Source organism: Halalkalicoccus jeotgali B3, assembly GCF_000196895.1.
GTDB classification, from domain to species: domain Archaea; phylum Halobacteriota; class Halobacteria; order Halobacteriales; family Halalkalicoccaceae; genus Halalkalicoccus; species Halalkalicoccus jeotgali.
Genome location: NC_014297.1, coordinates 1,296,241 through 1,315,980 on the forward strand (window position 1 = coordinate 1,296,241; position 19,740 = coordinate 1,315,980).

General features: G+C 67.0%; 22 protein-coding genes. 13 read left to right on the forward strand and 9 right to left on the reverse strand.

All coding sequences use genetic code 11. From position 1 onward, the window contains the following. Positions 1-3: 3 nt before the first annotated feature. Positions 4-894 carry a DUF7504 family protein gene (locus tag HACJB3_RS06685; RefSeq protein WP_008415055.1) on the reverse strand — a complete coding sequence of 297 codons (891 nt, stop codon included), beginning with the start codon at positions 892-894 and terminating at the stop codon, positions 4-6. Positions 895-1,043: 149 nt separating this feature from the next. Here HACJB3_RS06685 and HACJB3_RS06690 point away from each other — a divergent pair, with 149 nt between their 5' ends. The 6 genes from HACJB3_RS06690 (at position 1,044) to HACJB3_RS06715 (ending at position 7,907) form a co-directional block, all read left to right on the forward strand. Continuing rightward, positions 1,044-1,745, forward strand: a complete 702-nt coding sequence (locus tag HACJB3_RS06690; protein WP_008415057.1) for an SDR family NAD(P)-dependent oxidoreductase — start codon at positions 1,044-1,046, stop codon at positions 1,743-1,745. A 157-nt stretch (positions 1,746-1,902) separates the two neighbouring features. Further along, a complete protein-coding gene (locus HACJB3_RS06695) occupies positions 1,903-3,258 on the forward strand; it encodes a sodium-dependent transporter (protein WP_008415060.1) in 1,356 nt (451 codons plus the stop codon). 93 nt (positions 3,259-3,351) lie between these two features. Next, complete coding sequence (locus tag HACJB3_RS06700; RefSeq protein WP_049934540.1) at positions 3,352-4,896, forward strand: acyl-CoA carboxylase subunit beta; 1,545 nt, start codon at positions 3,352-3,354, stop codon at positions 4,894-4,896. Beyond that, positions 4,877-5,134, forward strand: coding sequence for a hypothetical protein (locus HACJB3_RS06705; RefSeq protein WP_008415064.1), 258 nt, complete (start codon positions 4,877-4,879; stop codon positions 5,132-5,134). Before HACJB3_RS06700 ends, HACJB3_RS06705 begins: the two co-directional genes overlap by 20 nt. Positions 5,135-5,156: 22 nt before the next feature. Beyond that, positions 5,157-6,983 carry an acetyl-CoA carboxylase biotin carboxylase subunit gene (locus HACJB3_RS06710; protein WP_008415066.1) on the forward strand — a complete coding sequence of 609 codons (1,827 nt, stop codon included), beginning with the start codon at positions 5,157-5,159 and terminating at the stop codon, positions 6,981-6,983. Further along, complete coding sequence (locus HACJB3_RS06715) at positions 6,984-7,907, forward strand: biotin--[acetyl-CoA-carboxylase] ligase (RefSeq protein ID WP_008415067.1); 924 nt, start codon at positions 6,984-6,986, stop codon at positions 7,905-7,907. Between the two features lie 2 nt (positions 7,908-7,909). Here HACJB3_RS06715 and HACJB3_RS06720 read toward each other — a convergent pair whose 3' ends face one another. The 8 genes from HACJB3_RS06720 to HACJB3_RS06750 form a co-directional block, all read right to left on the reverse strand. After that, positions 7,910-8,356: a universal stress protein gene (locus HACJB3_RS06720; protein WP_008415069.1), complete on the reverse strand. Its 447-nt coding sequence runs from the start codon at positions 8,354-8,356 to the stop codon at positions 7,910-7,912. A 24-nt stretch (positions 8,357-8,380) separates the two neighbouring features. Continuing rightward, positions 8,381-9,409: an amidohydrolase family protein gene (locus tag HACJB3_RS06725; RefSeq protein WP_008415071.1), complete on the reverse strand. Its 1,029-nt coding sequence runs from the start codon at positions 9,407-9,409 to the stop codon at positions 8,381-8,383. 39 nt (positions 9,410-9,448) lie between these two features. Next, positions 9,449-10,681 (reverse strand): HD domain-containing protein, encoded by a 1,233-nt coding sequence (locus tag HACJB3_RS06730; RefSeq protein ID WP_008415072.1) that lies wholly within the window; start codon positions 10,679-10,681, stop codon positions 9,449-9,451. Positions 10,682-10,785: 104 nt separating this feature from the next. Beyond that, positions 10,786-11,052, reverse strand: a complete 267-nt coding sequence (locus HACJB3_RS19595) for a hypothetical protein (protein WP_148258236.1) — start codon at positions 11,050-11,052, stop codon at positions 10,786-10,788. A gap of 149 nt (positions 11,053-11,201) precedes the next feature. Beyond that, positions 11,202-12,482, reverse strand: a complete 1,281-nt coding sequence (locus HACJB3_RS06735; RefSeq protein ID WP_008415074.1) for an amidase — start codon at positions 12,480-12,482, stop codon at positions 11,202-11,204. Between the two features lie 52 nt (positions 12,483-12,534). Further along, a complete protein-coding gene (locus HACJB3_RS06740; protein WP_238532848.1) occupies positions 12,535-13,923 on the reverse strand; it encodes a short-chain fatty acid transporter in 1,389 nt (462 codons plus the stop codon). 71 nt (positions 13,924-13,994) lie between these two features. Next, a complete protein-coding gene (locus tag HACJB3_RS06745; RefSeq protein ID WP_008415076.1) occupies positions 13,995-14,243 on the reverse strand; it encodes a hypothetical protein in 249 nt (82 codons plus the stop codon). A gap of 42 nt (positions 14,244-14,285) precedes the next feature. Next, on the reverse strand, positions 14,286-14,555 hold the full coding sequence (locus HACJB3_RS06750) for a hypothetical protein (protein WP_008415078.1): 270 nt from the start codon (positions 14,553-14,555) through the stop codon (positions 14,286-14,288). Between the two features lie 101 nt (positions 14,556-14,656). Here HACJB3_RS06750 and cofD point away from each other — a divergent pair, with 101 nt between their 5' ends. The 7 genes from cofD to HACJB3_RS06785 all read left to right on the forward strand — a co-directional run bounded on the left by cofD (position 14,657) and on the right by HACJB3_RS06785 (position 19,683). Beyond that, a complete protein-coding gene (gene cofD, locus HACJB3_RS06755; protein WP_008415079.1) occupies positions 14,657-15,640 on the forward strand; it encodes a 2-phospho-L-lactate transferase in 984 nt (327 codons plus the stop codon). Continuing rightward, positions 15,637-16,374, forward strand: coding sequence for a tRNA-dihydrouridine synthase (locus HACJB3_RS06760; protein WP_008415080.1), 738 nt, complete (start codon positions 15,637-15,639; stop codon positions 16,372-16,374). Before cofD ends, HACJB3_RS06760 begins: the two co-directional genes overlap by 4 nt. Beyond that, positions 16,371-17,195 (forward strand): triphosphoribosyl-dephospho-CoA synthase, encoded by an 825-nt coding sequence (locus tag HACJB3_RS06765; RefSeq protein ID WP_008415082.1) that lies wholly within the window; start codon positions 16,371-16,373, stop codon positions 17,193-17,195. Before HACJB3_RS06760 ends, HACJB3_RS06765 begins: the two co-directional genes overlap by 4 nt. Then, complete coding sequence (locus HACJB3_RS06770) at positions 17,192-17,797, forward strand: DUF447 domain-containing protein (protein WP_008415083.1); 606 nt, start codon at positions 17,192-17,194, stop codon at positions 17,795-17,797. The genes HACJB3_RS06765 and HACJB3_RS06770 overlap by 4 nt, the downstream gene beginning before the upstream one ends. Positions 17,798-17,821: 24 nt before the next feature. Beyond that, the gene (locus HACJB3_RS06775) at positions 17,822-18,016 is read left to right on the forward strand and encodes a 30S ribosomal protein S17e (protein ID WP_008415084.1); all 195 of its coding nucleotides are present in this window, start codon (positions 17,822-17,824) and stop codon (positions 18,014-18,016) included. Between the two features lie 133 nt (positions 18,017-18,149). Beyond that, positions 18,150-19,181, forward strand: coding sequence for an aspartate-semialdehyde dehydrogenase (asd, locus tag HACJB3_RS06780; protein WP_008415085.1), 1,032 nt, complete (start codon positions 18,150-18,152; stop codon positions 19,179-19,181). Between the two features lie 64 nt (positions 19,182-19,245). Further along, entirely contained in the window at positions 19,246-19,683 is a 438-nt protein-coding gene (locus HACJB3_RS06785; RefSeq protein ID WP_008415086.1) for a MarR family winged helix-turn-helix transcriptional regulator, read from the forward strand. Positions 19,684-19,740: the final 57 nt, after the last annotated feature.

Below are 19,740 nucleotides of genomic sequence, written 5' to 3' on the forward strand. Positions count from 1 at the left end.
GTCCTAGTCGTCTCGTCTATGAGTTCGGTCGAGGAGTCGGTCGACGTGTGCCGGCTCGACCGCGAGTGCGGCGGTTCGTCCCGTCCAGTCGACGCTCACCAGCTCGTCGTCGGCCAGTTTGGGGAGCCCGGCGTGGTAGAGATCGATCGCGACCAGACGCGCGTTCGCGGGGTCGCGTCCCTCGGGGTGGTGGGCGTTCTCGTCGGCGGCGACCCGGCCGGCGATCGTCTCGATCGAAAGGGTTCCCGCGTCCCGCAGCACCCGCAACACCCGCTGTTCGCGCGAGTCGGCCACGGCGTTCTCCGTGGTTTCGACCGCCACGACACGGTCGAAGGCGTCCCCGATCATCGAGAGGGTGTGGTCGTCGTGGTCGCGCGGGTCGACCCGCACGTAGGCGATCGCGCCGGTCATCCGCAGGCGCTTCGCGAGGGCCTCGACGAACGACGCCGTTCGTCTGGTCCCGACGTGTTCGATCACCGGCGTCAGCGATTCGAGCCAGATCACCGTCTGCTGGTCGGTGTGGAGCCACTCGGTGATGTAGAGGTTGATCGCAGTGTAGAGTTCGGCCAGATCGCTCGGGCGCTCGACGGCCGTCAGCGGCAGGTCGACCGTCTCGTGGGTCGGGCGCTCGGGGGTCGCGGGAGCGATCGGCGTTCCGATACGGATCGCGCCCGTCTTGACGGGCAGTTCGCCGAGTTGTCGCTCGCAGGCGTCGACCCATTCGAGGGGGTCCAACTGCGTCGTGATCGCCAGCACGTTCATCCTCGCCGGATCGCGCTGGTCCCAGATCGGTCCCCAGGCTTCCTCGGAGGGCCCCCGGAGCAGGATCGTCGCCGGACCGTCGCCGTCCTCCCCGATCCCACCCGGCGTGACCGACTGTGAGGTCTGCGTCATACTCGCCCCTCAACCGGGAGCGGCAAGTACCTTGTCGTTCGTCGGCCGGTATCGGCCCGTGGACAGGTCAGATCGGGGAATTTCGCCCGCCTCCCTCGGATCCCGTCCCGGCGGTCGGATTTATTCACGTCGGCGTCCAAACGGGGGACATGTCCGCGAACTTCGAATACGACGGGCGGGTGGTACTGGTGACTGGCGCCTGTGGCGCGCTCGGCAGCGCGGTCTGCGAGGCGTTCGACGCGGCGGGCGCAAGCGTCCACGCGACCGACGTGATCGACGTCGAGAGCGAGGATTCGCTGCTCGATCCCGACCGCGTCGAGTTTCATCGGGGCGACCTCACCGACGAGGACGACGTCGAGCGGGTCGTCGAGGCGGTCGTCGACTCGGCGGGCCGACTCGATTATCTGGCGAACGTCGCCGGGACGTGGATGGGCGGCCAGCCCATCGACGAGACCGACCTCTCGGAGTTCGAGACGGTCCTCGATGTGAACCTGAAAAGCGCCTTTCTGGTCTCGAAACACGCCCTGCCCCATCTCCGGGAGACCGACGGTGCAATCGTCTCGGTCTCGGCGCGGGCCTCCCTCAAGGGCGGTGAGGGCGACGGTCCCTACCGGGCCTCGAAGGCCGGCGTTCGGCTGCTGACCGAGACCCTCGCCGAGGAGAACCGCGGGACGGTTCGAGCCAACTGCGTCATGCCCAGCGTGATCGACACGCCCGCGAACCGCGAGATGATGGACCCCAAGGAGGAGTGGGTCGATCCCGCCGACATCGCCGAGGTGTTTCTGGTCCTCTGTAGCGACGCGACGGGTCCCACGAGCGGCGCAGCAGTCCCGGTCTATGGCGAGGCCTGACCCCTCGCTTCGCCGGAGTGTTCGACGTCCCACCGATCCGATTCCGGCGTGATCCCGCCGCAGGGGAGTGATTCGATCCGTTCGGCGGCGCTCGAAATCATGTCATTTGCTTTCATGTATCGGTGGGTTTATATACGGTGGTGCGAATCTTGGCCCCATGTCACAACGAGAGACGTGGGCGACCAGAACGGGGTTCATCCTGGCCGCCGTCGGCAGTGCGGTTGGCCTGGGGAACATCTGGCGGTTCCCGTTCCAGACCTCGGCCAACGGCGGGGCGGCCTTCCTGGTCGTCTATCTGGCGGCGGTGTTGTTGATCGGGATCCCGGTGATCCTCGCGGAGTTCGCGATCGGGCGACGGGCGAACGTCGACGCCGTCAAGGCGTTTCGTAACCTCGATAAGCCGAATTGGCGCTTCGTCGGGGCGATCGGAATCCTCGCGTCCTTCTGGACGCTGTCGTACTACAGCGTCGTCGGCGGGTGGGTCACCCGCTACATCGCCGGCAGCGTCACCGGCAACGCGCTCGCGGCCCCCGAGAGCTACTTCGGGGCGGTCTCGGCTGGCGTCCCCGCGGTCATCACTCACGCGATCTTCATCGCGGTGACGATCGGTATCGTCGCCTTCGGCATCGAACGGGGGATCGAACTCGCGACGAAGTTCATGGTCCCGAGCATCGTCGTCCTGCTCGTGATTCTGGCGGGATTCGCCGCCACGCTGCCCGGCGCGGGCGAGGGCTACGCCTTCTTCCTCTCGCCCGATTTCGGCGTGGTCGCCGAGAACTGGCAGTCGATCCTGCCGGCGGCGTTCGGACAGGCGCTCTTTTCGCTGTCGCTCGGCTTTTCGGTGATGATCACCTACGCGTCGTACCTCGGGAGTGACGACAGCCTCTATGCCGACGGACTGGCGATCGCGATCACGAACACGTTCGTGGGTGTGCTCGCGGGACTGGTCGTCATGCCGCTGCTGTTCGCTCAGGGCGTCCCGCCGGGCGAGGGCGGTGCCGGTGCGGTGTTCATCGCGATTCCGACGGCGCTCGCGGAACTGCCCGGCGGTGGACTGGTCGGACAGGTCATCGGCGTCGTCTTCTTCGCGGTCGTCTTCATCGCCGCGCTGTCGTCGGCGATCAGTCTGCTCGAGGCCGTCGTCGCCTACGCCGTCGACACCTTCGGAATCGCCCGCGCGCCGGCCGCCGTCGGGCTGGGGATCGCCGGCTTCCTTCTCGGAATTCCCTCGGCGCTCGACACCGCGTGGCTCGACTGGTTCGACGGGCTCGGCGTGACGCTGTTCCTGCCGCTTGCGGTGCTTGCGGTCGTCGTGTTCGTCGGCTGGATCATGGGCGGGGAGGCTGTCGACGAACTCCGGCGTGGCTCCTCGCTTGGCGTCGGGCCGGCGTGGCTGTGGTCGCTGCGGACGTTCGTGCTCGTCGTCGTGCTGGTGGTCGTCGCACTCAACTTCAACGACCTCTTTCTCACGCCCGAGACGGGCTACTACATCGTTCCGGCCCCGCTGCAGTAGCCCCGATCGGGCTCGACCGTGCGGAACGTTTTTGATCGACTCGGTAATGGGTTGGCGTATGCTGAACCGTGATGGATGGTGGTGGCCGTGACCATCGACGACGACATCGAGGAGCTCCGCGAACTGAAGGCGGAGGCCGAACTCGGCGGGGGCGAAGACCGTATCGAGTCCCAACACGAGAAGGGCAAGATGACCGCCAGAGAGCGCATCGAGTACTTCCTCGACGAGGGTACCTTCCACGAGTTCGACCAGCTTCGGACCCACCGGAACCACAACTTCGGAATGGAGGAACGCAAGATCCTCGGCGACGGCGTCGTCACGGGCTACGGCGACGTCAACGGCAGAAAGACGTTCGTCTTCGCCCACGACTTCACCGTCTTCGGGGGCTCCCTCGGGGAGGTGTTCGCCGAGAAGATCTGTAAGGTGATGGATACCGCCATGGAGGTCGGTGCGCCCATCGTCGGGCTGAACGACTCCGCGGGCGCGCGCATCCAGGAGGGCGTGGTCTCGCTTGCGGGCTTTACCGAGATCTTCCACCGAAACCAGAAAGCCAGCGGCGTGGTCCCACAGATCTCCGGGATCATGGGGCCGTGTGCGGGCGGGGCGGTCTACTCGCCCTCGATCACGGACTTCATCTTCATGGTCAAGGACACGAGCCACATGTACATCACCGGCCCGGGGGTGATCGAGACCGTCACCGGCGAGCAGGTCACCCAGGAGGAACTGGGCGGCGCGCGCACGCACGCGAACCAGACCGGGGTCGCGCAGTTCGCCGCCGAGAGCGAGAAGGCCGCGCTGGACGACATCAAGCGCTTGCTCTCCTACGTTCCCCAGAACAACGTCGAGGACCCCCCGAGGGTGGAACCGTGGGACGACCCCGAGCGCCGGGACGAGGAACTCAACCGGATCGTCCCCGACGAGCCCCGCAAGCCCTACGACATGGTCGACGTGATCGACGGGGTCACCGATGAGGGGGCCTTCTTCGAGGTCGCCCCCGAGTTCGCGAAGAACATCGTCGTCGGCTTCTCCCGGCTCGACGGCCACTCCATCGGGGTGGTCGCCAACCAGCCACGGGCCAACGCCGGGACCCTGACGGTGGATTCGAGCATGAAGGCCTCGCGGTTCGTCCGGTTCTGTGACGCCTTCAACGTCCCCATCCTCACCTTCGTCGACGTGCCCGGCTATATGCCCGGGACGGATCAGGAACACCGGGGGATCATCCGTCACGGCGCGAAACTGCTGTACGCCTACTCGGAGGCGACGGTGCCGTTGCTGACGGTGATTACCCGCAAGGCCTACGGCGGGGCCTACTGCGTGATGGCCTCGAAACACCTCGGGGCGGACGTCAACTACGCCTGGCCCACAAGCGAGATCGCGGTGATGGGTCCCCAGGGCGCGGTGAACATCCTCTACCGCCAGGAACTCGAGGAGGCCGACGACACCGAGAAACGGCGCCAGGAGCTGATCGACGAGTACAGAGAGGAGTTCGCGAACCCGTATACCGCCGCCGACAGGGGCTTCGTCGACGACGTGATCGAACCCGCAGACACCCGCTCGCGGCTCGTCGACGACCTCGAAATGCTGCGCTCGAAACGCGAGTCCCAACCGGAGAAGAAACATGGAAACATCCCACTATAACCTCGACCTCCCGGACGACGCAAGCGAGGACGAAGCCGCGGCGATCGCTGCCGCCATCGGATCGCACCTGCGTGCCCAGGAGGCCGCCGCCACCGAGGGCGACGAGCCGACGTGGGAGGGCGAACGCTGGACCTTCGCGGGTCGGGTCGAGGCCACACAGGGGCGGCGAATACGCGTACCGAGCGGCGCGCCGACCGACCGGTGGGCGGCGGCGGGCCGAACCGATAGAATGAGGTAATCCACTCGGAGATAATTCAACAATGTTCAGGAAAGTCTTAGTCGCGAACCGAGGTGAGATCGCCGTGCGCGTCATGCGCGCGTGTGAGGAACTCAACATCAGCACGGTCGCCGTCTACAGCGAGGCCGACACGGATTCGGGCCACGTCAGATACGCCGACGAGGCGTACAACGTCGGCCCTGCGCGGGCCGCCGACTCGTATCTCGATCACGAGGCGGTGATAGAGGCCGCACGGAAGGCCGACGCCGACGCGATCCACCCCGGATACGGCTTTCTCGCGGAGAACGCGACGTTCGCCGCGAAGGTCGAGGAGACGGATGGCATCACGTGGATCGGCCCGAAGAGCGACGCGATGGAGCAACTGGGCGAGAAGACCAAGGCCCGCCGGATCATGCAGGAGGCGGGCGTGCCGATCGTCCCCGGGACGACCGACCCCGTCGAGGAACCCGAACAGGTACGGGAATTCGGCGAGGAACACGGCTATCCGGTCGCGATCAAGGCAGAAGGCGGCGGGGGCGGGCGCGGGATGAAGATCGTCCACGATCCCGAGGAGGCTGACGAGCAGCTCGAAAGCGCGAAACGCGAGGGCGAGGCGTACTTCGACAACGACTCGGTGTACGTCGAGCGCTTCCTCGAGAACCCCCGGCACATCGAGGTCCAGATCCTCGCCGACCACGCCGGCAACGTCCGGCATCTGGGCGAACGGGACTGCTCGCTGCAGCGGCGCCACCAGAAGGTCATCGAGGAGGGTCCGAGCCCGGCGCTGACCGACGAACTCAGAGAGCGGATCGGCGAAGCCGCCCGCCGGGGCGTGAGCGCCGCCGAGTACACCAACGCCGGCACCGTCGAGTTCCTCGTCGAGGAGGACGTAGAGCGGGAGGGCGGCGAACTGCTGGGCTCGGAGACGGACTTCTACTTCCTCGAAGTGAATACGAGGATCCAGGTCGAACACACCGTCACCGAGGAGATCACGGGCATCGACATCGTCAAGTGGCAACTTCGGGTCGCCGCCGGCGAGGAGATCGGGTTCGCACAGGACGAAATCGAGATCGACGGCCACGCGATGGAGTTCCGGATCAACGCCGAGAACGCGGCCGAGGAGTTCGCGCCCTCGACCGGCGGGAAACTCGAAACCTACGACCCGCCGGGTGGGATCGGCGTGCGCATGGACGACGCGCTCAGGCAGGGCGATTCGATCGTGACGGATTACGACTCGATGATCGCGAAGCTGATTGTGTACGGCAGCGACCGCGAGGAGTGTCTCTCGCGGAGCCTGCGCGCACTGCGCGAGTACGAGATCGAGGGGATCGTGACCGTGATCCCGTTCCACCGACTGATGCTCGCCGACGAGCGGTTCGTCTCGGGTACCCACACCACGAAGTACCTCGACGACGAGCTGGACAGGAGTCGCATCGAGGAGGCCCAAGCTCAGTGGGGCAGCGAGACCGACGGCGCGAGCGACGACGAAGACGTCGTCCACCGCGAGTTCACCGTCGAGGTCAACGGCAAGCGTTTCGAGGTCGATCTCGAAGAACGAGGCGCCCAGGCGGTCGGTAGCGCAGGCGGTGGCGGCGCCGCACAGCCCCCCCAGCCGGCCGGGGGAAGCGACTCCGGTGGCGAGGAGGTCGCCGCCGACGGCGAGCAAGTGACGGCGGAGATGCAGGGCACCATCCTCTCGGTGGAAGTCGAGGAGGGCGACGAGGTCGAAAGCGGCGACGTGCTCTGTGTGCTCGAAGCGATGAAGATGGAAAACGACGTGGTCGCCTCCTCGGGCGGGACCGTCGCGCAGGTTCTGGTCGGCGAGGGAGAAAGCGTCGACATGGGCGATACCCTGGTGGTCATCGACTGAATGGAAACACGGAAGGCACTCTGTGACGCCCTGGCCTCGGGGCCCGTCTCTGGCCCCGACCTCGCCGAGGAGTTGGGTGTATCGCGCAACGCCGTCTGGAAGCAGGTCGAGGAGCTTCGCGAATCGGGCTTCGAAATCGAGAGCACTGACGCAGGGTATCGAGTCGTCTCGGTTCCCGAGTTCTGTGGCTCGGCCGTCGAGTACGGGTTGGACGCCCCCTACGAGATCGAGTACCACGAGGCGATCGACAGCACGAACGCCCGGGCACGGGAGTTGGCGAAAGCCGGCGCGGGGCGCGTTGCCGTCCTCGCGGGCGAACAGACCGCCGGCCGGGGCCGGCTCGAACGGGCCTGGAGCGCTCCGAGCGGTGGGATCTATCTGAGCATCGTCCTTCGCCCCACGATGACGCCGATGCAGGCACCCCTCCTGACGCTTGCGGGTGCGGTGGCGACGACCCGCGCGCTCCGGGAGGCGGGCGTCGACGCCGGCATCAAATGGCCCAACGACATTTTACTGGCATCCTCGGGCGAGAAGCTCGTCGGGATCCTCACCGAGATGGAGGGCGAGGCCGATCGCGTCTCGTGGGTCGTCTGTGGGATCGGGGTCAACGCCAACGTCGACGCTGCTGCGCTCCCCGAGGGCGCGACCAGCGTCCGCGAGCAGGTCGGCGATATCGACCGACGCGTGTTCACCCAGCGCCTCCTCGAGGAATTCACGACGCTTCGGGCCGACCCCGACGCGATCCTCGACAGGTGGCGCGAGCACGCGCTCACGCTCGGCCAGCGCGTGCGCGTCGAAACAGGGGCGGGCGACGTCGTCGGTCGAGCACTCGACATCGAGTCCCCCGGCCGACTGGTGATCGGGACCGACGAGGGCGAGGTCCGGGTACACGCCGGGGACTGCGAGCACCTCCGACCGGTCTGATCTCAGTCGAGGTCCTCCTCACGAACCCGAACGGTGAGGACGGGGACCGGCGAGCCCCGGACGACGCGCTCGGCGACGCTCCCCAGCAGGAGGCGGTCGATCCCGCCCCGCCCGTGGGTGCCCATGACGATCAGGTCACAGCCCTCCGCCTCCGCGTATCGGACGACCTCCTTCGAAGGGGTCCCCTCGATCAGGGCCGTCTCGACGGGGACGCCGTATCGATCGGCGATCTGCCGGACGCGTTCGAGCGCCTTCTCGCCGTCCTCCCGGAGCATGTCGCTGACGCCCTCCCAGGAGGTCTCCATCGGGAGGCTCGCGAAGCTCGCGGTGTTGACGACGAAGACGGCGTGGATCGTCGCCCCGTGGACGTCCGCGAGCGCCGCGGCCTGTTCGATGGCGCGCTCGACGCCCGCCGACCCGTCCGTGGGAACGAGAATCCGGTCGTACATGTGCACGTTGTTCGCATACCGACCTTAACTGTGTTGCGCCGGGTGGAGCACCTCGCTGACGTCCGAGACGCCGGCCCGGCGTACGACCGCCCGCACCGGATCCCGAACCCCCGCGAGGTTGTCCGAATCGCCGTCGAGGACGCACAATCGGGCCTCCCGCCCTTCCTCGATCGTGCCGGCGTCGAGCCCCATCAACTCGGCACCGGCGCGGGTCGCCATCGCGAGCACCTCGGGCGCGTCGAGGGTCGTGACCTTGGCGGCGAACTCCATCTCGCGGAACATCGAGGGGCTGTTGAGCATCACGTTGTCCGTCCCGAGCGCGACGGTGGTTCGCTCGACCAGTTCCTCCATGGGCGGCAGGCCCACGTTCGTTACCAGATTGGCCCGCGGACAGACGACGACCGGAATCTCCTGTTCCTCAACCCGGTCGAGGTGCTCGTCGCTCGCGTTGACCATGTGGACGAGATAGTCGGAGTCGAGATCGAGCGCGGGGACGATGTCGTCGGTGCGGTTCTCGCCAGCGTGGATGCCGAAGGGCTTGCCCGCTTCGCGAGCCGCTTCGCGCTCGCGCGTGAAATCGGCGTCTGCCGCGCCGCTGGCGCCGTAACCGTCGCCCGCTTCGAGGGCTGCGAGTTCGTCACGTCCCATCGCGAAGGCCTCGACCGGGAGCCCCTCGGCCGCTTCTCTGAGGACCGAGACGCCGTCGGCCCCGCCCTCGCGGAAGTCGAGAAAGCCCGTCACGCCGCCCGCGTGCATGAACTGGATCGATCTCTTGATGGCTTGGACCATCTCCTCGCGGTCGCTCTCACGAAGCAAACGGTGTTTCAGCCCGTCGGGTGGCGCGACGAGTTCCTCCAGGGTCAGTCCTCGCCCCGCTTCCTTGGCGATGGAGTCCCCGATGTGGGTGTGGGCGTTGATAAAGGCGGGAACGACGATTCGGTCGCTCTCGACGCGCTCTTCCTCGATTGCGGTGATGTGCCCGTCCTCGCAGACGACCCGTCCCTCGACCGGGGTGTACTCTGGCCCTCGGAGGACGGTCCCCTCGACGATCATATCGGGGACAGTCGCTCGCGGGATTTGAACCCGGCCATTCTACTCGGCGCCGACGCCGAAGCGATCTAGCGTGGTGTAGAGCCCGGGCCTCGCGTCGCTGATCAGCGTGCCATCGGTGTCGAGCCCGAGGACGGCCTCGGTCGCGTGGCCCACCCGTTCTGTGGCCTCGGCGGGCGCGTACACCCCGAGGCGCCACTGGTTGAGCTGTGACTGCCTGAGTGTGCGAACGAGTGGCGATTGCTCGTCCAGTCGGCGGATCTCCCCGCCGACGACCACGCGGGTGCTCGATTCGGTCATCTTCGGGTACGCCGGCACGTCGAGGACCACGCCGTCGGGTTCGATGCCGGCGCGGTCCGCGATCGTCTCCTCGTAGTCGACGAGCGCCTCGTGATCGAGGTCGAGCAGGTCGCCCGGAACGTCCCGGTACTCGGCCCAGACGGCCCGCTTGAAGAGGTTCCGGTGGGCGAGCCGACGGGCGATTTCCGATGTGCGTTCGGTCGTCCGCAGCGCCACGAGTAGGTCGTGGTCGTCCATCCTCCTGAGGTCCCTTGGGTCGGTCCTCGCCGCGATCAGTCGTTCGGCCCCCCGACGGAGCATCGACTTGCCGATCCGGGCGACGTGGTGGCTGTAGACGGTGGGGTTCATCAGTGCTCGGGCGACCAGCAGGCTCTCTGCGGTCTGGACGTTGCCCTCACCCAGCACGAGTTCGTCCTCGACGAAGCGCAGTTCCCGAACGAGCCGACCGTGGTCGATGGTGCCGTAGGGGACGCCGGTGTGGTGGGCGTCCCGCACGAGGTAGTCCATCCGGTCGACGTCGAGTTCGCCCGAGACCAGCCCCCCGTACTGGCCTTCGCCGTGGATGAGCCCGGCCACTCGGTCGGGGTCGAGGTCGTACTCGGCGAGGACCGCCTCGACCGAGCCGCCGTCGATGATCCCCTCGACGTCCTCGTGGTACTTGCCGGTGTGGCGCTCGATGACGTCCTCGACGTTGTGGCTGTAGGGGCCGTGACCGATATCGTGTAAGATTGCGGCCGCCCGGATTCGCTCGGCAGTTCGACCCTCGATTCCGAGTTGGGAGAGCGCTTCGCAGGCGAGGTGATAGACGCCAAGGGAGTGCTCGAAGCGGGTGTGGTTCGCGGAGGGATAGACCAGCGAGACGGTCCCGAGCTGCGAGATGTGGCGCAGGCGCTGGACCTCGGGGGTGTCGAGCAGCGCGCGGGCGACCCCGTCGACTTCGATGTGGTCGTGGACGCTGTCCTTGATCGTCTTCATACCCGATCTGGGTCGTCCGCGTGCTTAAACCGCCGGACCGAGCGAATCTACGGTGGCTACACGTCACTCGTCGGATCCATCCCGATGGAAAATCCCGATCCGGATTATATGAAGCCGAGTACGAACGCGACGATCCCGATCGTACCGAGAAGTGCTGCCGACTTGTGATCGATATCGGGATCGTTCACGTCGATATCGGCAAACTCGCCCCATTCGAAAAGGACCGCAATACCCATGACGATCAAGCAGATCGCTCCGACCGAACCAGCTAGATCTGCTAAGAGATCGATTGGGACTGCGCCCGGATCGGAGAGTACTCGTGGAACCGCCTGAAAAGAGAGACCATTGTGTTGCGCGAGGAAAAATCCCATACTCAGAGGTACGAGACCGAATGCCCTTGGTTCAGCCACGCTAGTATGTTTTACTTTCTATAATAAATATTTTCTTCCGATGTGATTCGTCGTTTTCAGGCACCGATTCGTATCGCTCTCGGAGATAAATCGCCTGTCAGCGTTGGCGGCTACAGTGCAGCGGCGATCCCGTCGGCCCAGCTCAGGAGGGATTCGTCCTCACCGTAGCGCGCGACACACTGCAGCCCGAGCGGGAGTCCGTCAAGTTCGCCCGCCGGCAGCGCCATCGTCGGCAGCCCGCAATGGGTCCACGGGAGGTTCATCACCGGATCGCCCGTATCGTCGATCCCCTCCGGTGCGGGCCCGGGTGCGCCCGGACAGACCCAGACGTCGATCCCCTCCTGATCCATTTCCCGCTCGACGGCCTCGCGGAGCGCGCCGCGTCCGATTCGCGCTTCGCAGAGCTCGCCGACGTCGACGTCGTGACCCTCGCGGATCAGGTCGGCGGTCGCTTCGGCGTAGCGATCGCCGTGCTCCGCAAAGCGCTCGCTGTGGGACAGCGCGGTCTCGGCGGCGACCAGACGTTGATGCCGGTCGTTGATCGCGTCGATATCCTCCAACAGCGCGACCCGCCGAACCTCGTAGCCCGCCGTCTCCAGTCGGGCGACCTGCTCGTCGAAGGCCTCGCGGGCCGCCGGGTCGGCCTGGTCGAGATACGGCCCCTCGGGGACCCCTAGCGTCGGCACTCCAGTACTCTCGGGCCGCCAGTGCTCGTAGAGGACGCTCGCGGCCAGTTGTGCGCCCGCCACGTCCTGCGTGAAAAAGCCGACGTGATCCACTGAGGGTGCGACCGGGAGCACGCCACCGATGGGGATCCGTCCGTAGGTCGGCTTCAGGCCGACGATCCCGCAGAACGCGGCCGGGCGGATCACCGAGCCGATGGTCTGGGACCCCAGTGCCAGCGGGCAGAAGCCGGCGGCGACCGCCGCGGCTGAACCACTGGAGGAACCGCCGGGGGTGTGCTCGGGATCGTGGGGGTTGCGCGTCGGACCGGGCTCGAAGTAGGCGAACTCGGTCGTGACGGTCTTTCCGAGTACGAGCGCGCCGGCTTCCTTGAGCGCCCGTACGCTGTCGGCCTCGGGGCCGGTCACCGTCTCGGACGGGACGGTCGAACCCGCTTTCATCGGGAACCCCTCGACGTTGAAGATGTCCTTTACCCCCACTGGAACCCCGTACAGCGGCGGTCTCGTCGCCGGATCGTCGAATCGGGCTTCGAGCGCGCCCGCCTCGCGCTGGAGTCGGTCCCATCGGGCCGGTTCGTCGAGCAGCGCCTCGATTCGCGGTTCGGCACGCTCGACGCGTCCTTCGAAGGTCGCAAGATATTCGCCGAGTTCGATATCACCGGTCCGAAGCACTCTCGCGATGTCCGCGAGCGGTTCGTCGTCGATCATTCCCGAACCGAGGGGGCCTCACCCCTTAATCGTTGATGATCGTTATCAGGGATCAGTACGGCAGGAAGTACAGCCCGACGGCGATCACGGGCGCGAGCGCGACCATGACGATCAGGGTGTAGCCGAGGATGTCCCGCGCGTCCATCCGGGTGATGCCCAGAAGCGGGATTGCCCAGAAGGGCTGGAACATGTTGGTCCACATGTCGCCGGCGCCGTAGGCGATGATCGCCTGTCCGGGTTCGACACCGAGTTCGACCGCGGTTCCGCCAACGATTCCGCCGATGATGCCCCACTCGCCGCCGCCGCTGGGGACGAAGATGTTCATGACGCCGCCGAGGAGCCACGCCACGACCGGGAACGTCGCCGGCGTGGCGACGTCGAGTAAGAACGCCGCGATCAGATCCGAGAGCCCGGAGTTCGAGATGATCCCCAAAATTCCGGCGTAGAAGGGAAACTGCAGGATGATTCCCGCCGAACTCTCGGTCGCGTTCCGAATCGCGCCCATGTAGGCCGTCGGCGTGCCGTAGAGGAAGAGGCCAGCGGCGATGAAGGCGAAGTTGAAGACGTTCAGATCGAGGGCCTCGCCCAGACCCGCCGTCGCGAAGTGCTGGAGGACGTAGACGAACATCCCCGTCCCGACGAGGTAGGCGATCAGTCGGCTCTCATTGAGCCGTTCGGAGGGGGTCCGTGCGACAGTCTCGCCGCCGTCGGACCGCGGCTCCGTGTCGGGCCCGTCGAGCAGTTCGGGCGCGTACTCCTCGATCCCCACGGCGTGATCGGGTTCGGGCGCGAGGTAGTACATCAGCGGAACGACCGTCAGAAAGACCATGACAGCGAGCCCGAACGCGTACAGGGTAAAGGCGCTCTCGGAGAGGGGGACGACCCCGATGACGTCCTCGAAGACGTGGCCCTCGGTCGCCGAGAGCAACCCGGCGCTCGTCGAGGGGCCGACGTGCCAGATCACCTGACTGGTGTAGCCGGCCGCGCACAAAAGCGGGTAGTGGAACGTCTTCCCGCGCTCGCGGCCGGCTCGGGCGACGAAGACCGCGAAGATCGCCCCGACGATCAGCCCGACCCCCCAGTGGAAGTAGCCGGCGCCCATCGCGACGGCCGCGACGAGCGCGGCCGCCTGCGACCCGGTGTCGGGTATCGAGGCGATCCGGTCGAGCAGGCCGCTGACCTGCTCGGAGTCGGCGACCGCGTAGCCGGTGACGAGAATGAGCACCATCTGCATCGCGAACTCCAACAGGGTCCAAAACCCGTCGTACCAGTTGACGATGTTCGCGAGCGGGCCGTCCGAGGTGAACGCGAGCGCCGCCACGTACGCGATCAGCGTGAGGCCGATCGCGAAGATAAACGGGCTCGGTACCCACCGCTCGGACCAGCGTGCGACCGACTGCCCGAGCCGCTGCAACGATCCTTGGGAACTGCTAGCAGACATACGACCGATGAAATCACGCGGGGGTGATAGCCGTTTTGCTTCGATCCTCGAAAGCCGGGCTATCCGGAGAACTAGGACCCATCGTACAGGGCACGGAGGGCGAGCAAGCCGAAGTAGAGCAAGACCAGCGGCGGGAGCACCTCGAAGAGCAACCCGCCGCCGAGCGTCGGGCCGCCGACCGCCAGTCGACCGATCCAGACGATCCCCAGCACGACGGCGACCGCCCCGAGGGCCCCGCGCCCGAGCGTCCCGAGCCTCCCGGACCCGCCGCTCGCTTCGTCTTTCGAGTCGTCGCGCTCGGTACCGTCCCCGTCTGTCATGAGGCGGCTACTCGCGGCGGGGCCCTAAGTCGCTTCGTCTCGCTACGACTCGATCTTCGCGACGATCTCGCGGGCCTGTTCTTTCGCTTTCTCCTCGCCGACGTGTTTCTCGATCAGCACCGAGGTCACCTCCCAGTCGTCGCTCCCCTCGATTTTCCCGGTACGGACCTCGCTTCCCTCCGAGACGGATTCGGCCGGCTCCTTCGCCCAGTCGGGGGTCCGGATTTCTTCGTAGCGGTCGGGATCGCGGAACCTGACGTGGACGTACTCGTCGTCGGTCTCGACCAGTTCGATGTCGGGTATCTCGGCCATGCGTCGCGGTACCACTGGCGACGACTAAAGCGTCGAGGTTGCTCGCGCCGGCCGCCCGGCGAGAGCGAGCGCTTAAGGCCGGCCGACCGCCTACCCGGCGTATGGTCACGTTCCTCTCCGGGGGGACCGGGACGCCGAAGCTCCTCTCGGGGACCGCGGGCGTCTTTCCCCCGGCGGAGATGACGGTGATAGCGAACACCGGCGACGACATCGAACTCGGGGGGTTGTTCGTCTCGCCCGACGTCGACACCGTGCTCTTCGAGCGCGGGGGCGTCCTCGATTCCGAAACGTGGTGGGGGATCGAGGGCGATACCCACGAGACGAACGACTTCCTCTTCGAACTCGCCGAACGAGCGGGATTGGACGGCGGGCCGCGCTACCTCCCCGAGGAGGCACAGACGAACGGGCGCGAGATCGCTCGCTGGCGGCGTTTTTCGGGAATCGCGGAGTTCATGACGATCGGGGACCGGGACCGGGCGGTCCACCTCACCCGGACGAGCCTGCTCGACGAAGGTCACAGCCTCACCGAAGTCACCCGCACTCTCGCGGGGGCGTTCGGCCTGGAGATCGACCTCGTGCCGATGAGCGACGACCCGCTCGCGACGATCGTCTCCACCCCTGACGGGCCGATGCACTTCCAAGAGTTCTGGGTCGGACACCGGGGGACACCGACCGTCGAGGGCGTGGAGTTCCGCGGGGCAGCCCGGACGACGGAGGCGGTCCGGGAGGCGCTTTCCGAGCCCGTGGTGGTCGGGCCCTCGAACCCGGTCACGAGTATCGGCCCGATCCGGGCGGTCGAGGGCGTCGAAGAGCGCCTCGCCGAGACCCCGGTGGTCGCGGTCTCGCCCTTTATCGGGGATCGTGTCTTTTCGGGGCCGGCGGGCGAGTTACTGGCCGCGATGGGGTACGAGCCGAGCACGGCTGGCGTCGCCGAGGCGTATCCCTTCGCCGACGCGTTCGTGCTGGATTCCGCGGATGAAACCGACCTGGACCGCCCGGTCGTTCGCACCGACACGACGATCGACTCGCCCGCGGACGCGACCCGTATCGCACGGGCCGTCCGCGAGGCGCTGGAGGGGATATGAGACTCGTCGCCGCGAGCCTGAGCGGGCAGTCGGACGCCGAGTGGGCGCGTGTTGCAAGTCCGTACGTCGACCGCGCGGTCCTCGGCGGGATCGCGCTCGACGAGCCCTCCCGAACGGCGGCCCGCGAGCTGGTCGCCCGGGATCGCGAGGAGTTCCTACCGGCGGATCCGCTCGCGTTCGTCGACGAGCAGCTCGCGGCGCTTTCGGACGTGCCCCTTGAAACGGGCGTTAACGTACGAAGCACGTCGACCGCGCCGATCCGTGCCGCCGGGGAGATCTGTCGGCGCCACGACGCGATCTGTGAGATCAACGCCCACTGCCGACAGGCCGAACTCCGTCGCGTGGGCTGTGGCGAGACGCTGCTTGCGGACACCGACCGACTCTGTGAACAGGTCCGTGCGGCAGCCGAAACGGGGGCGCGCGTCAGCGTGAAGGTCCGCGCCGAGGTTCCGGGAGTGGACCTCGTCGAGACGGCGCGCGCGGTCGAGCGGGCCGGGGCGGGGATCATCCACGTCGACGCGATGGATTCCGAGCCCGTCGTTCTGGCAGTGTGTGAGGCGAGCGAGCTCTCGGTAATCGCGAACAACGGGGTCCGAGGGCGAGAGAGCGTCGCGGAGTACGCCGAGTACGGCGCGGATGCGGTGAGTGTCGGGCGGCCCAGCGACGACCCGCGGGTGCTCACACGTGTTCGCGAGGCGGTCGACGAGCTGGCCTCACGGGAGGCACACGTATGAGGCCCGCCGAGAACGCCCAGCTCGCGCTGTTGCTCGAGGTCTCGGGAACGCCGAAGCCGGGCAACGTCGACCGCGACCGGAATCTCTCTGACCTCCGATACGAGGATTTCCTTGTAGGTGCAGTCGGCGCGGGACGGGGGCTTCGCGCGGCCGAAACGGGGCCCGTCGGCGAGGCGTTCGAGCGTGCCGTCGAGGGGATGGCCGAGCGCCATGGGCGAAACAGCCAGTTCGGCGCGCTGCTCCTTCTCGTGCCCCTCGTCCGGGCGGCAAGCGAGGGCGAGCTCTCGCCGGCGGGTGCAGAGCGCGTGGTGAACGACACTACCGTCGCGGACGCCGCGGACTTCTACCGGGCGTTCGAGCACGTTGCCGTGTTCGTGTCCGACCCACCGGCCGACGTGGACGACCTCGACGTGCGCCGCGGGGCGGCGGCGATCCCCGCCCTCGAAGACCGGGAACTGACCCTCGCCGACGTCATGGCGCTTGGCGACGCCGACGACGTGGCCCGCGAGTGGACCACCGGGTTCGAGCGATCCTTTCGGGTTGCAGACCGGGTCGGGGAGCTGTCGGGACCGCTCTCGGCCCGGGCCGCCGAAGCGTTCTGCGAGCAGTTGGCCGAGCATCCCGATACGCTAGTGGTGAAAAAGCATGGCGAGGAAATCGCCCGGGAGGCGAGCCGGCGGGTTGCCGACGCGATCGGGAGTCGTGATGATATCGATGCACTGGCTATGGAGTTCGTCCGCCGCGGGATCAACCCCGGCACTACCGCCGACATCGTCGCGGCCGGCCTGTTCATCGCGCTCGAACGGGGGGTCGAGCCGTGAGCAGCGCGGGCGAGGGAAAGGAGGGGTGGCCGGTCGAACTCACCGGCGTCACCGAGTCGGTCGTCTCGACGCTCGGGCCGAACGACCGGTGGAACTTCGCGGCGCTCGGCCTGTTTGCCGGTGAGCCGGTCACCGCCCGTACCTGGGGGAACACGCGCACGCGACGGAACTTCCACGGACGGGGCGAGGGCTACGTCCAGTTCACCCGCGATCCCGTCGCGTTCGTCGAGGCAGCCTGCTCGATCCACGAGCGCGAGGAGCCGGTTCTCCCCGCGGCGGACGCGTGGGTTCGTGTCGAGGCCGAACACGTCGGCAGCGGGGAATCCGGCGGGACACAGTGGGAGGAGTGGGCGCTCCGCCCCGTCGAATCCGTCGTCGAAAACCGCGTGGTGCCGACGACCTCGCGTGGGTACTCCGCCGTGATCGAGGGGACGGTTGCGGCCTCCCGGCTCGACGTCGAGAGCTACGATACTGGGGCGCTGCTCGACCGTCTCGCGTACTTCGAGGGAGTCGTCGAGCGCTGTGGCGGCGAGCGCGAGCGCGAGGCGTTCTCGCGGCTCTCCGAACACACGGGCTGGACGCACCGAAACGAATCCTTTTAGGCCGATACTCCAGTAGAGCGGGGTATGGCAATCAAACCGGCCTACGTCAAGAAAACCGGGACGCTCCTCATGGAGCGCTATCCGGAAGCGTTCGGCGGCGACTTCGAGCACAACAAGCGAAGCGTTCGGGAGCTCACCAACATCGAGTCGAAAGGCGTCCGCAACCGCATCGCGGGCTACGTCACCCGGAAACACGACCAGCAGCAGGCGGCTCAGTAACACCGATTCTCGCAGCAGTTCGTTCCGACAGACGGCGACAGCGACGCGTCTAGCAGCATTTGCCAGTACCGTAACCGGCTTTCGGGCGTTCGTATCCAAACCGTTTTGAACGGCTCCGGCCCTAACTGCGCCAATGACTCACACTGTCGGTATCCTCGGCGCGACCGGTGCCGTCGGCCAGCGACTCATCCAGCTACTCGACCCCCATCCCGACTTCGAGATCAGCGCGCTCACCGCGAGCTCCGAGAGCGCGGGAAAGCCCTACCGAAAGGCCGCAAAGTGGCGAATCAGCACGCCCATTCCCGAAAGCGTTGCCGGGATCACCGTCGCCGAAACCGATCCGGACGCGATCGGCGACGTCGACCTGCTGTTCTCCTCGCTTCCCTCCTCGGTCGGCGAGCGCGTCGAGCCGGCATTCTGCGAGGCGGGCTACGTGGTCTCCTCGAACTCCTCGAACCAGCGCATGGCCGAGGACGTCCCCCTCGTGATCCCCGAGGTCAACGCCGACCACCTCGGGCTGCTCGAAGTCCAGCGCGACTCACGGGGCTGGGACGGCGCGATGATCAAAAACCCCAACTGCTCGACGATCACGATGGTGCCCACCCTCGCCGCGCTCGATACGTTCGGCCTCTCGAGGGTCCACGTCGCGACCCTGCAAGCCGTTTCGGGGGCTGGCTACGACGGCGTCACCTCGATGGAGATCATCGACAACGCGATCCCGCATATTGGCGGCGAGGAGGAGAAGATGGAAAGCGAGTCCCGTAAACTGCTGGGCGGGTTCGACGGCGCGGAGCTGTCGATGCACGACGCGACGGTCTCGGCCTCCTGTAACCGCATTCCCACCCTCGACGGCCACCTCGAGAACGTCTGGGCCGAGACCGAGGAGGAGGCGTCCGTCGAGGACGCCCGCGAGGCGCTCGAATCCTACGAGGGGATCGACCTTCCCAGTTCACCCGACCCCCTCATCGAGGTGTTCGAGGAGCCAGAACGTCCCCAGCCCCGACTGGACCGCGAGCGTGAGGACGGCATGCAGATCTGTGCGGGCGGGTTACGCGAGAACGAGACGGGGCTTCAGTACAACTGTCTGGCCCACAACACGCTCCGGGGCGCCGCGGGTGCGAGCGTGCTCAACGGGGAGTTGCTCGCGAAGGAAGGCTACCTGTAGACGCGATTCCGCCCGGCTTGATCGGGAACCCGCCGATTAAGTTGCACCAGCAACTACCTGCGATATGGCGACGGACGAGCGACTCGCGTGGCACGTCTCGTTGGCCGGGCGCGCGCTCAGCGCGCGCATTCAGCGCCGCCTCGCGGAGTACGGCCTCGGACACGGCGAGTACCGCGTGCTGTTCGCGCTATACGACGAGGAGGGGCTGACTCAGACCGACATCGTCGAGTGCCATCACCTCGATAAGTCGGTCGTCGCCCGCGTTACGGGCCGCCTCGAGGAGAAGGGCTACGTCGAACGACGTCCGGACCCCGAGGACCGGCGGCGCAAGCGGCTGGTTCTCACCCCGGCCGCCGAGGAGCTCCGCCCGGCGGTTCGGGAGATCAAGGAGGAGGTGAACGCGGAGGTGACCCGCGGGCTCGACGACGGGGAGGTCGAATCCCTCGTGGCCGGCCTGCGGACCGTGGCCCGGAACCTCGGCGCCGAACTGGAGGACGAGTGATGGTCGTCGAGAACCGGGGAGCGGCCGGCGCGAGCGGTCTCCGACGTCCCGAGATCG

Bases quoted from the DNA above. Each gene is read 5' to 3' on its own strand.
- HACJB3_RS06685 (WP_008415055.1), bottom strand. From the start codon at position 894: ATGACGCAGACCTCACAGTCGGTCACGCCGGGTGGGATCGGGGAGGAC.
- HACJB3_RS06690 (WP_008415057.1), top strand. From the start codon at position 1,044: ATGTCCGCGAACTTCGAATACGACGGGCGGGTGGTACTGGTGACTGGC.
- HACJB3_RS06695 (WP_008415060.1), top strand. From the start codon at position 1,903: ATGTCACAACGAGAGACGTGGGCGACCAGAACGGGGTTCATCCTGGCC.
- HACJB3_RS06705 (WP_008415064.1), top strand. From the start codon at position 4,877: ATGGAAACATCCCACTATAACCTCGACCTCCCGGACGACGCAAGCGAG.
- HACJB3_RS06710 (WP_008415066.1), top strand. From the start codon at position 5,157: ATGTTCAGGAAAGTCTTAGTCGCGAACCGAGGTGAGATCGCCGTGCGC.
- HACJB3_RS06715 (WP_008415067.1), top strand. From the start codon at position 6,984: ATGGAAACACGGAAGGCACTCTGTGACGCCCTGGCCTCGGGGCCCGTC.
- HACJB3_RS06720 (WP_008415069.1), bottom strand. From the start codon at position 8,356: ATGTACGACCGGATTCTCGTTCCCACGGACGGGTCGGCGGGCGTCGAG.
- HACJB3_RS06725 (WP_008415071.1), bottom strand. From the start codon at position 9,409: ATGATCGTCGAGGGGACCGTCCTCCGAGGGCCAGAGTACACCCCGGTC.
- HACJB3_RS06730 (WP_008415072.1), bottom strand. From the start codon at position 10,681: ATGAAGACGATCAAGGACAGCGTCCACGACCACATCGAAGTCGACGGG.
- HACJB3_RS19595 (WP_148258236.1), bottom strand. From the start codon at position 11,052: ATGGGATTTTTCCTCGCGCAACACAATGGTCTCTCTTTTCAGGCGGTT.
- HACJB3_RS06735 (WP_008415074.1), bottom strand. From the start codon at position 12,482: ATGATCGACGACGAACCGCTCGCGGACATCGCGAGAGTGCTTCGGACC.
- HACJB3_RS06740 (WP_238532848.1), bottom strand. From the start codon at position 13,923: ATGTCTGCTAGCAGTTCCCAAGGATCGTTGCAGCGGCTCGGGCAGTCG.
- HACJB3_RS06745 (WP_008415076.1), bottom strand. From the start codon at position 14,243: ATGACAGACGGGGACGGTACCGAGCGCGACGACTCGAAAGACGAAGCG.
- HACJB3_RS06750 (WP_008415078.1), bottom strand. From the start codon at position 14,555: ATGGCCGAGATACCCGACATCGAACTGGTCGAGACCGACGACGAGTAC.
- cofD (WP_008415079.1), top strand. From the start codon at position 14,657: ATGGTCACGTTCCTCTCCGGGGGGACCGGGACGCCGAAGCTCCTCTCG.
- HACJB3_RS06760 (WP_008415080.1), top strand. From the start codon at position 15,637: ATGAGACTCGTCGCCGCGAGCCTGAGCGGGCAGTCGGACGCCGAGTGG.
- HACJB3_RS06765 (WP_008415082.1), top strand. From the start codon at position 16,371: ATGAGGCCCGCCGAGAACGCCCAGCTCGCGCTGTTGCTCGAGGTCTCG.
- HACJB3_RS06775 (WP_008415084.1), top strand. From the start codon at position 17,822: ATGGCAATCAAACCGGCCTACGTCAAGAAAACCGGGACGCTCCTCATG.
- asd (WP_008415085.1), top strand. From the start codon at position 18,150: ATGACTCACACTGTCGGTATCCTCGGCGCGACCGGTGCCGTCGGCCAG.
- HACJB3_RS06785 (WP_008415086.1), top strand. From the start codon at position 19,246: ATGGCGACGGACGAGCGACTCGCGTGGCACGTCTCGTTGGCCGGGCGC.